This is a genomic window from Rhizobacter sp. P3_B12, assembly GCF_056402895.1.
This window is the reverse complement of sequence record NZ_JBFUGN010000138.1, coordinates 1-9,746: the sequence shown is the minus strand read 5'-3', so window position 1 is coordinate 9,746 and position 9,746 is coordinate 1. Positions and strand designations below refer to the sequence as shown.

Genomic DNA, 9,746 nt, shown 5'->3' with positions numbered 1-9,746 from the left:
GTGCTGGTCTTGCCCATGCCAGCGGGGCCAACGATGCTCACCACCGGACAGCGTTGCAGCATCGTGGCCAACGTGGCCAGCGTCGATTCGCGCCCCGCCAACGGCGGCAGCACGGACCGCTCGACCTCGGCCGGCGACGCAGCCGAGCCACGGCGCTGGCGGCCGACCTGGCCGACAAAGCTGTAGCCGCGGCCAGGCACATTGGCGATGTAGCGACGCCCGGCAGCGCTGTCATCCAGCGCCTTCCGCAGCGCGGCAACGTGCACGCGCAGGCTGGATTCCTCGACGAAGGTGCGCGGCCAGACGCGCGAGACCAGGTGGTCACGGCTCAGCACTTCACCGGCCTGCTCCACGAGCGCGATGAGCAGGTCCAGCGCCCGACTGCCGAGCACCACGTCCTGGTCATCCCGCGACAACGAGCGACGGCCCACATCCAGCGTGAAGCCGTCGAAAACGTAGACCTGACTTTCCGAAGTCATAACCATGGAAGCGCGTGACATCAAGGCCGCAAGACACCAGTCCGAATCGTAACTGCCGCGCGCAGGGATCGCTACCGAGCACGGGATCGTTGCCGAATGTGGGACGGTTCGGGCGGTCGACACCCTCCGAATGGAAGAGGCCGGCGCTGCCATGTGGGAGGGGCGCGTTGCGCTGGATGTGCCTAGCCTTCAGGAACACCACCGACCAGGACCCAGGCCATGTGCTTCGACGCCACCCACTGCCCCCGCCGCCCCACTGCCACGCAGACATCGGGTGATGACTTCTTCGGCCTGATGACGCAACGGCTCGCCCCGGAAGGCGGGTTCATCCCGGAGGCGCGGCTGCGCGAGCGCTGGCGGCAGCAGGGATGGCAGCCGCAGGAACTGGATGACCTGCTGGGCGGCGACCGCCTACGCAGCATCACGCAGGGCTCGCAACGGTGGCTGCCGGCCTTCCAGCTGCATGCCGATGGCTGCACGCCGCGTGCGGACGTCTCGGTCGTCGCCGAGGAACTGGCGGGCGCCATGGACGCCGCGGAGATCCTGGCCTGGTTTGCCTGCTGCAACGCCGCGCTCGACGACGAAACGCCCATTGCCCGGTTGCGCACCGGCCTGTCGGCCGTGCTCGACGCCGCTCGGCTCGACCGTTTCATCGCCTCGGCCTGACTTTGAAGTTTCCTCCAACGCCGCCGCTCGTCGGCACCTTCATGAAAGAACGTTCCATGCTGAACCTCATCAAGCTCTCCATCGCCGCTGGTGCCATGGTCTTCGCGGTCGCGCCCGCGCCAGCCGCTGCTCTCAAGCCGACCATCGTGCTGGTTCACGGCGCCTTCGCCGGCTCGTCGAGCTGGAACGGCGTCGTTGCCGAATTGGCCAAACAGGGCTACCCCGTCATCGCTGCCGCGAACCCGCTGCGAGGCGTGGCCAGCGACGGTGCCTATGTCGCCTCGCTGACCCGCTCCGTCGTCGGCCCGGTCATCCTGGTCGGCCACTCCTATGGCGGCGCCGTCATCTCTGCTGCGGCCAACGGCCTGCCCAATGTGAAGGCGCTCGTGTTCGTTGCCGCGTTTGCACCGGACCGAGGCGAAAGCGCCCTTGACCTGACGGGCAGGTTCCCCGGCTCTACGCTGCCGCCTGCGCTGGCTGCACCGGTCAAGCTCGACGATGGTGGAGAGGACCTCTACGTCCAGCAGGACAAGTTCCCGCACCAGTTCGCGGCCGACGTGCCGCTGGCCCAGGCCCAGGCCATGGCCGCCACACAGCGCCCGATCAAGGCGGCCGCGCTGTCGGAGGCTGCTCCCGCCCCGGCCTGGAAGGCCGTCCCAAGCTGGTCCATCTACGGCACGGGCGACCTGAACATCCCGCCGCAGGCGATGGGCTTCATGGCCGAACGGGCACAGGCCAGGAAGACCGTCGTGGTGAAAGGCGGTTCGCACGCGCTGATGGTGTCCCACCCGCGCGAAGTCGCCGCGCTGATCGACGCCGCCGCGCGTTCGATCAACGGCGACACCGCTCGCTGATGGCCTCGTCAACCCCGGGACGCGTCCATGCGTCCCAGCCACTCTTTTCGAGAAGGCCGCATGAACAACACACAGACGCCGAACGCGAGCATTCCCGCCCGGGATGGCAAGCGTTCCTCGATGGCCATCTACGCGCTGACGATTGGCGCGTTCGGGATCGGCACCACCGAATTCGTCATCATGGGCTTGCTGCTGCAGCTCGCCGCAGACCTGCAGGTCACCGTGCCYACCGCCGGCCTGCTGATTTCCGGCTACGCCCTGGGCGTTTTCGTTGGCGCACCGCTGCTGACGGCATCGCTGAGCAAAGTGCCGCGCAAGACGGCGCTGCTGGCGCTGATGGTCATCTTCACGCTGGGCAATCTGGCCTGCGCGTTGGCGCCCAACTACGCGGTCCTGATGGTCGCGCGGGTCGTCACGTCGCTGGCGCACGGCACATTCTTTGGCGTGGGCGCCGTGGTCGCCACGAGCGTGGTGTCGCCGGACCGCAAGGCCGCGGCGTTGTCCACGATGTTCACCGGGTTGACGGTCGCGACGTTGCTGGGCGTGCCCGTGGGTTCCTGGCTGGGCCTGCATTTCGGATGGCGATCGACGTTCTGGGCGGTGTGCGTGATCGGCCTCGTCGCGATGACGGTCATCGCGCTGTTCGTTTCGGCGCGCGAAGCCGGGTGTGGCAGCGGCGTCTCGTTGAAGGAGGAGCTGAAGGTGCTGGGACGGGTGCACGTGCTGCTGGGCCTCGCCGCCACGGTCTTCGGCTTCGCCGGCGTGTTCGCCGTCTTCACGTACATCCAGCCGCTGCTGACCCAGGTCACGGGATTTGCCGAGGCCGGCGTGTCGGTGATCCTGCTGATGTTCGGCGTCGGGATGATCCTGGGCAACGTCGTCGGCGGCCGCCTGACCGACCGCGCGCCGGTGCGCATGCTGCTGGGCTCGCTGGCGGCCTTGGCCATCGTGCTGGTGCTGATGGGCTTCGCCATGGGCAACCGCGTGGCCGCCGTCCTGTTCGTCGGGCTGCTGGGCGCAGGCGCGTTCGCCACGGTCGCCCCGCTGCAGCTTCGCGTGCTGAACCAGGCGCAGGGCGCCGGACAGAGCATGGCCTCCAGCCTGAACATCGCGGCCTTCAACCTCGGCAACGCGCTGGGCGCCTGGTTGGGCGGCGTGGTGATCGAACACGGCCCCGGCCTGGCCAGCCTCCCGTGGGTGGCAGCCGTGCTGACGCTGGGTGGCTTGGCCGTGGCGGGCTTCAGCGTATGGCGCGAGCGCGCCGCAGAACAGGGCGGCGTCCGGTCCGGGAGCCTTCCTGGCGCAGCTTCCGGCGGTCGGCTGTAGTCCCCACCGGGCATGACCCGAAGGAGAGAGGTGCGCCTCGCCCGGTCGAGACTGGGCGCACCGTCGGATCTGCCGGAAAGTGCCTCCACCCTTTGAGGAGCACCCTTCATGAATCCACAGCCCCAATCTCCGCAGCCCGGCGCGTCGACCAGGAAAGCCCGGGCCGTCCAGGCGCTGCGCCTGGCGGTACTGACGCTGGCCCTGCACGCGTCCCACGCCATCGGCGCACCGGTGCTGTCCGCCGGCAAGATTGCGTTCGTCGATGCGAACACGGTGGTCGTTGCGGACTGGCGTGGCGGCCAGTTGCACGCCATCACGTTGCCGCCCGTCGCACCCGGCGCTCCGGTGCCATTCAACGTGAAGGACGTGTCCGGCGCCATCGCGCGCACGCTTCACACCCGTCCTGAGAGCCTGCGCTTCGAGGACATGGCGGTGCGGCCCGGCAGCGAAGTCGCCTACATCTCGCTGTCGGTGGACGGCAAGACTGCGAGCGCAATGCCGGCACCCGTGCTGGTGTCAGTGGACGCCGCCGGCAAGGTGCGCATCGTCAACCTGGACCAACGCAGGCGCGAATCGGTTGCCATCGGCAACCTGCCCGCCGCCGACAAGCGCCTGTGGCGCGACACGCCAGCGGCGAGCTTCACCGTGACCGACATGAAGTTCCACGAGGGCAAGCTTTACGTCGCCGGGCTGTCCAATGCGAGCTTCGCGTCGACGCTGCGGATCTTCGACTTCCCGTTCAGGGGCAACGCCGCCGTCAGCAGCGTGGAGATGTACCACCCGGTACACAATCAGTTGGAAACCCGCGCACCCATACGCAAGATGGTGATCACCAGCCTCAATGGCGAGCCGACGCTGATCGCAGCGTTCACCTGTTCCCCGCTGGTGACGATCCCGTTGAAGGACCTGAAGGACGGCGCCCACATCGCCGCCAAGACGGTCGCGGAGTTCGGCTGGGGCAGCGCACCGGCCGGCATGGTGATGTTCGACGCCGGCCAAGGGCCGATGGTGCTGCTGACGCACTCGCACAAGTCCGCCGACCTGATGTCGGTCGCGGACATCGCCGAAGCGTCGACGAAGCCCGGCTTGTCCACGCCGATCAAGTGGCCTGCCGAACCGACCCTGGGGCTCAAGGCCACCTACGTGCCGATGCGCGTGGCGCACATCGACAACCAGGATGCCAGCTTCTTCGCAGCACTTCGCCGCGACGAGGCCAGCGGCGCGATGGAGCTGGTGTCGATGCGCAAAGGCCTGTTCCTGCGCCTGAGCGACTTCGTCAACGAGTACGACTTCGCGGACTTCAACTACCCGGCGAACGACAACTGGCGCGACGTGCACCGCATGCTGCGCACCGACGAGGGCTATGCCGACCTGGCGCCGCCGCCGCCCAAGCCATGATGTTGGCGCGCCATCTTGTCTCGATGGTGGCCCTGGTGGGCGTGTCCGTGGCCGGGGCTGCTTCGGTCGAGATTCATCCGGCGGGCCCGACGGTTCCTGAGAACCTGCTGAGGATCGAGCTGCGCTTTGAGCAACCTCAGCGCCTGCCCTTCGACATCGCGCGCTTGAAGCTGCTCGACGCCAACGGCCGGGAAGTCCGGCACGCGCTGCTCGACCTGACCTTGCCGAGCGCGGATGGTCGACGCATCACCGTGTTGATGGACCCCGGCCGTGTGAAAAGCGGGGTGGGGCCGAACCTGGACGCCGGGCGGGCATTGCAAGAGGGTTCGACGGTCAGCCTGCGCTTGGTGGGTACTGATGCCGCCCAACCACCCGTGGTCAAAACCTGGCAGGTGACTGCCGCCGCTTCGCGTCCTCTGCGGCCCGAAGGCTGGAAGCTCGCGCTGCCGCGTCGCAGCAGCCGTGACACATTGGTGGTCGATATGCAAATGCCCATCAGCTCGGTCGGCGAGGCGCTGATCGCGGTACTGGACGGGCATGGGCGTCGTGTGGACGGCACGACATCCCTCGCCGAAGGCGACGCCGCCTGGCGCTTCACGCCGTCGCGCCCGTGGGCGGCGGGAACGCATCGGCTGGTCACGCACCCCGATCTGGAGGACCCCGCTGGCAACAGGCGCTGTGCAGCCTTCGAGACGTCCATCCAGCTCACCGCCACCTGCGAGGGGACGAGCCTTGCTTTCACGCCGACGAGCGCCAGCTGAGGTGAGCATCCTCTTCTTCCACCACCGGTCCCCCGGCCGGTATCCACCACTCAAGCTCGCCCATCAAGGAGAAACAACATGGATCTGAAACTCAACGGCAAGCTGGCCCTGGTCAGCGGCAGCACCGCAGGCATTGGCTACGCCATCGCGCGCACGCTGGCCCAGGAAGGCGCGCGCGTCGTCGTCAATGGGCGAACACAATCCAGCGTTGATGAGACCGTCGCTCGCCTGCGCTCGGAGACAGGCGGATCGGTCGAAGGCTTTGCGGGAGATCTGAGCGGCGCCGAGGCGGCCAGCGAAGTCGTTCGCCGCCATCCTGGCATCGAGATCCTGGTCAACAACCTCGGCATCTTCGAGCCCAAGGCCTTCGAGGACATTCCCGATGAAGACTGGATGCGGTTCTTCGACGTCAACGTCTTGAGTGGCATTCGGCTCGCACGCCTCGTGCTGCCAGGCATGAAGCTCGCCAACTGGGGGCGCATCATTTTCATTTCCAGTGAAAGCGCGGTGCAGATTCCGGCCGAGATGATCCATTACGGCATGACCAAGACTGCACAGATCGCCGTTTCCCGCGGGTTGGCGGAGTCGGTATCCGGCACGGGCATCACGGTCAACAGCGTCTTGCCCGGGCCGACGAAGTCACGCGGGGTTGGCGACTTCGTGCAGGATCTGGCGCGCGCCAGCGGCAAGAGCTTCGACGAAGTCGAAGCAGAGTTCTTCGACAAGGTGCGGCCGACCTCCCTCATCAAGCGCTTCGAAACGCCCCAGGAGGTCGCGTCGCTCGTCGCCTACGTGGCAAGTCCTCTCGCGTCAGCAACTACGGGTGCAGCGCTTCGTGTGGACGGCGGCGTGATCAAGAGCGCCTTCTGATTTCTGCCGATGCACGGCATTTGCGGGCGGGCTTGAACGTAGCCGATGCGTAGCTGTGCGAACGCACTCCCAGGGTTGAAATACGCCGCGCCGCGCCCTTCTCTCATCGTGCTCGTGCTCGCCCCATCACCCGGATCGCGAACGCGCGGAGTCGGCTGTCGACTACGAAGCGCTGCTGCCGAGCGGCAACAATCGGCCAGAAGCTGTCGTTTCCCTAAGTGGTCCTGAACCAGCCGAGAAGCCGTCACTCCTGCATTAAGGCGCACATCGGCGTGGACGCCTCCTCGGGCCTGGTCCACACGGTCGCCTGCACCCCAGCAAACGTCAACGACCTGAACATGGCCGGTGCGCTGCTGCACGGCGATGAGCGAGCGGCCTTAGGTTATGCGGACTACCAGGGGGTGAACAAGGGCCCGCGGCCGCTGGCCCGACCTGGCACGTGGACATGTGCCCGGGGCTGCGCAAGAAGCTCAACTCTTTCGTCGAGCCTCACTTCGCTGCCGAGCGCGTGGAGAAGATGTAGGGCAGCATCCGGGCCCAGTTGCGCATGGTGCTGGCGGCGCCGGCGCCGATCTAAACGACTGCTTGCAGTCCATAACGAAGCCCCGCCCTTCGTTCGCACAGGCGGGGCTTCTTCTATTGCCGGCGCACCTGACGTTGGGCGCGGCCGACGAGCACCATATGAAGGCGTCCTACGGCGTGCCGAACTTCAAGCACACGCCGGAGACCTCCTGCTCCACGGCCTTCAAACGACCGTTACCGTCGTAGACGCAGAAGTTCGCCAGCTGCACGCCTGGGCCGCAGCTGAGCGGCTTGCGAGGATGCGGGTGCTTCTCCGTCTTGCCGGTGGGCGAGGCGTTGGGGCCGCAGTCCTCGATCGGCGGGGCGTCGCAGGCGGTAAGCGCGGCGCAGCAGGCCAGCGCCACGATCCGAGCCAACCGGTTCATCGTCAGCGGCCTGGGGCCGGGCTCAACTGCTGCAACTCGGCCGACCATTGCGCACTCGTCTTCACCTCGACGAGCAAGGCTTGCTCGCCGAGGTGAACGGCTCCGAGGCGGACCTTGGGCTCCTTGACCTGGAGGCGCACGCCACCGGTCTTGGCGGGGTCGCCAAGAGCCTTCTGGAGTTCGGCGACGAGCTTTGCATCCTGCGCCGCCAGGTCGAGCTTCGCATGCTGCTCGATCTGGCGGTTGATGACGTTTCGGAAAGCTGCCGTCAACGCGTTCCAGGCAGCGTTGTCGAGGCTGCGAAAGACCTGGACGTCGGTCAGCGAAACCTGGGAGCCGTTGCCCTCCACGGTGGGCTTCGCCACCAGCCATAGCTTGCCTTGCACATCGGCCGATGAGCTCGGCAGGTCTGCCTTGAACTGCACGCCGATGGCCAAGCGGTCGCCTGCCGGATAGATCTCGAAATCAGCAGGCACGACGGTGACAGGGCCGGCCGGTGTCTGCGCCTGCTGCGCTTGCCCCTTCAGCGGCGCCAGCAGGGCGACAAAGGAAGGGTACGGGACCGTCAAAGGCAGGGTGATGTTAAGGACGCCCGGTTGCGGAGCAAGCCGCTCGTGCTTGGGCAGCGGGAGCGCCTTGGCGGCGATCGGCTCGGGCGCTACCGCGACGTTGGTAGACAAGCTGACGATGGCCCGCAACTGCTCTTGTTCGGCCAAGAGGCCGGTAGTGCCCATGCCTAAGGGCTCGACGTTCAGGTGCATCTTGCTGCCGAGCATATCGTCCACAGGCAGCGCGATGGCGTGGGTGCGCCAAAGCTTCTGCAGTTCCGCAAGCACCGGCTGGCAAGGAATGGCAGTGCGCGAGTTGGCCAGCGCTTTCTCCAGGGCCTCCTTGATGGCTGGGGTCAGGAAGCCGGAAACGTCCAGGTGGTAGGGGCCGACGCCGAACCTAACCCCAGCGATCCTAAAGCTGGAGTCGCCGACAACCTCCACCCGGGCAGGCGACAACCACTTGAAGGCGACCTGGCCCGGCACGATGAGCGGGCAGAAGTTGTCGGCGAAGTCCAGAGAGGCAGAGACCGAAATCTCGAAAGCGCCGTCGAACGACTTGTCGCGGGCGCTGATGAGTCTGGCGATCTCGCCATTGAAGCCGGCCCCGCCGTTGAACTTCATCGGAACGGTGACCCGGACAAGGCTGCCGTCGCGGGCAACGGTCGCTGTGCCGGCCGGCGCATAGGAGACGTTGTAGAGCGCGGTGATGCACTCGCGAAACCGCGGGACGTCCGAGCGGATGCACTTGAGATCTTTGCGGTCTCGCACCGTGCCGGCGATCTCCTGGAGCTTGGCGTTCAGCGCCTGCTGAAGCAACGCGTAGGACACCGACAGATCGGCCACCACTACGGACTTGCTTGGTGCGATGTGCATGGCGGCCCCCGCTGATCGCGCAGGCGGCTCGAGCATCTCCAGATGCCGCGGTCGAAGCCAAAGGTAAAGGCCGATGGCCAGGACGGCAAATCCGACCAGCAGCAGCCAGAGAGTACGGCGCCCCCCGGGCGCRGCGCCGGGCTCGCTCTTCGATGTTTCAGCAACCATGAGAACGCCTCCTTCCCCGCAAAAGCGCTTACCGGGGCGGGCCTGCGGCGAAGGCGCCGGTGCCGCGCACATCGGGCGGCAGGCCGCGTTGCTTGGACGCGCGAGCGTAGCGCTGCGGAGCCCGCGGCGGCGTCCTTCAAATTGGGGAAGCAGCCGTGGATTGGCCGACGTTCCCCGGCCGGCGCGGTGCGTCGCAATGGGGGAGTCCCCGGGGTGGTGGATGATTCCGCGCCCCTGCGCTTTGGCACTTTGTCGCCACGCTTGCCTCCTGCGGCGGCGCTTGCCCAGCGCTCGGCGCCCGCCGAGCACCCGGGTGGGAGGCGGCAGCCCAGGCCGTCGAGGCGGCCCAGGCCGCGCAGGATGCCTGGGCGCCATCAAGGAGCGGCTGGGCTAGCTGGTTGGCGGCGCTCCCGTTGCCGTCGCCATGCCGGCCGCCGGCGAGCGCTTCGCGCAGTGCGCCGAGCAGTTCCCGCCGGGCGGTGCGCCCGATCTGGCCGCCGTCCACCGCGCTGCCGCGCGCGTGCCCTGAGCATGAGAGTTTCGCGGCCTTGCATCTACGTTTAGGTCTGCTTGGGTCCGCGAGCCGAAATACCCCGCCGACCGCTATGGGTCGGCCATTGCCTATCAGCTCAGCAAGCGAACTGACCTTGCCCGCGGAATCCGTATCCCTTGCTGAGTGGTTCAATCCAGGCAAGGAGAACGAAAGTGACGAAGGCAAAGAGAGCGCGCTACACGCTGGAATTCAAGCTTGAGGCGGTGCGGATGGTCAAGGGTGGGCAGAGCCTGGCGGTGGTGTCGAAGGTGCTGGGCGTGGCTGATCAGACGCTGCACAACTGGCTCAAGGCGGACCAGA

The 9,746-nt window shown here is 67.0% G+C and carries 10 protein-coding genes and 1 pseudogene; 8 read left to right on the top strand and 3 right to left on the bottom strand.

All coding sequences use genetic code 11. The features are described 5' to 3' along the window. Window positions 1-500 (bottom strand): winged helix-turn-helix domain-containing protein (locus tag AC1D01_RS10285; protein ID WP_477865936.1); only part of this gene is annotated, 500 nt, incomplete at its 3' end. 198 nt (window positions 501-698) lie between these two features. Here AC1D01_RS10285 and AC1D01_RS10280 point away from each other — a divergent pair. The 7 genes and pseudogenes from AC1D01_RS10280 to AC1D01_RS10250 all read left to right on the top strand — a co-directional run. Continuing rightward, window positions 699-1,145, top strand: coding sequence for a hypothetical protein (locus AC1D01_RS10280; RefSeq protein WP_477865935.1), 447 nt, complete (start codon window positions 699-701; stop codon window positions 1,143-1,145). Window positions 1,146-1,201: 56 nt separating this feature from the next. Further along, window positions 1,202-1,999 (top strand): alpha/beta fold hydrolase, encoded by a 798-nt coding sequence (locus AC1D01_RS10275; RefSeq protein WP_477865934.1) that lies wholly within the window; start codon window positions 1,202-1,204, stop codon window positions 1,997-1,999. Between the two features lie 60 nt (window positions 2,000-2,059). After that, the gene (locus tag AC1D01_RS10270; protein WP_477865933.1) at window positions 2,060-3,325 is read left to right on the top strand and encodes an MFS transporter; all 1,266 of its coding nucleotides are present in this window, start codon (window positions 2,060-2,062) and stop codon (window positions 3,323-3,325) included. Window positions 3,326-3,433: 108 nt separating this feature from the next. Continuing rightward, window positions 3,434-4,723 carry a hypothetical protein gene (locus AC1D01_RS10265; protein ID WP_477865932.1) on the top strand — a complete coding sequence of 430 codons (1,290 nt, stop codon included), beginning with the start codon at window positions 3,434-3,436 and terminating at the stop codon, window positions 4,721-4,723. Next, complete coding sequence (locus AC1D01_RS10260) at window positions 4,720-5,484, top strand: Ig-like domain-containing protein (protein ID WP_477865931.1); 765 nt, start codon at window positions 4,720-4,722, stop codon at window positions 5,482-5,484. Before AC1D01_RS10265 ends, AC1D01_RS10260 begins: the two co-directional genes overlap by 4 nt. A gap of 78 nt (window positions 5,485-5,562) precedes the next feature. Continuing rightward, a complete protein-coding gene (locus AC1D01_RS10255; protein ID WP_477865930.1) occupies window positions 5,563-6,354 on the top strand; it encodes an SDR family NAD(P)-dependent oxidoreductase in 792 nt (263 codons plus the stop codon). Between the two features lie 254 nt (window positions 6,355-6,608). Beyond that, a pseudogene (locus AC1D01_RS10250) lies at window positions 6,609-6,874 on the top strand (transposase); the annotation flags it as partial. A gap of 172 nt (window positions 6,875-7,046) precedes the next feature. Here AC1D01_RS10250 and AC1D01_RS10245 read toward each other — a convergent pair. Then, on the bottom strand, window positions 7,047-7,301 hold the full coding sequence (locus AC1D01_RS10245; protein ID WP_477865929.1) for a hypothetical protein: 255 nt from the start codon (window positions 7,299-7,301) through the stop codon (window positions 7,047-7,049). Window positions 7,302-7,303: 2 nt separating this feature from the next. Continuing rightward, window positions 7,304-8,893: a DUF4403 family protein gene (locus AC1D01_RS10240; RefSeq protein ID WP_477865928.1), complete on the bottom strand. Its 1,590-nt coding sequence runs from the start codon at window positions 8,891-8,893 to the stop codon at window positions 7,304-7,306. Window positions 8,894-9,598: 705 nt separating this feature from the next. Between AC1D01_RS10240 and AC1D01_RS10235 the strand changes: the two genes are divergently transcribed. Next, a partial coding sequence (locus AC1D01_RS10235) for a transposase (RefSeq protein ID WP_477865937.1) occupies window positions 9,599-9,746 on the top strand: 148 nt, incomplete at its 3' end.